Origin of the sequence: Candidatus Kryptonium sp., from assembly GCA_025060635.1 — a bacterium.
GTDB lineage: Bacteria > Bacteroidota > Ignavibacteria > Kryptoniales > Kryptoniaceae > Kryptonium.
Genome location: JANXBN010000105.1, coordinates 1 through 807, shown reverse-complemented (window position 1 = coordinate 807; position 807 = coordinate 1). Strand labels below are relative to the sequence as shown.

The 807-nt window shown below is 26.0% G+C and carries 1 protein-coding gene; it reads right to left on the bottom strand.

All coding sequences use genetic code 11. The annotated features are described in order from the left end of the window. Positions 1 to 58 precede the first annotated feature (58 nt). Positions 59 to 807: hypothetical protein (locus NZ923_10740; GenBank protein ID MCS7230485.1), on the bottom strand; the 749-nt coding region annotated here is incomplete at its 5' end.

Below are 807 nucleotides of genomic sequence, written 5' to 3'. Positions count from 1 at the left end.
ATATGCAGCATCTCCTGTCCTACTGCACCTGTTACCCCTACCACTGCTATGTTGTAGTTCATCTTTGTAGCACCTCTAATCTCAAACTTTTAGCAATTTCTTCACAAGATAAAAACTGAATAATATCTGCTATATAATCTTCTCTGGTATATTTTTCACCACAAGAACTAATAATTATTTCTGCAATTGTCGGATGTAGAGATAGTAAGTTTTTATCATATTTTCTAATTCTTTCGGATATAAAATTTACAATTCTTTTAAGAATTTCTTCATTTTCTCTATCAAAAGAAAACTTTTTTACCTCAAACAGTAATTCATCATTTTTAATTATTGAAATAATATAATTGTTCAGATTTTTATTTATTTTAAAGTTTTTATTCAATAATGCTCGTTCACTAAGTGTAATTATTTGTCCTAACCATAAGTCATCATATAACATTTTCTCTAAAAGTTTTTTAAAATGTTTAATATCGTATTTATTTTCGCCAGCAAAAATTGATTTTATAACTTCGTCACCATAAACTGCAATTATATTGATGGTTATATTTTCATAGATAAATTTAATCATAAATGCCCTCTGTAACGATTTTTCTTCTTCAATTTCATATCTAATATTTTTACTTTTTAATGTCTTTAATATATCGTCTTTCCCTCTTAATAGACCATTATAACAAATCCCCCATTCTTTGTCTTTTTTGAGAGTTGCTGGTTCTCCTTTGAGATCAAACAATATACCACCTATTAAAAAAACATTTTTAATCCCATAATTTTTTAAACATTTTCTAAATCTTTCATTTTCTATAATCA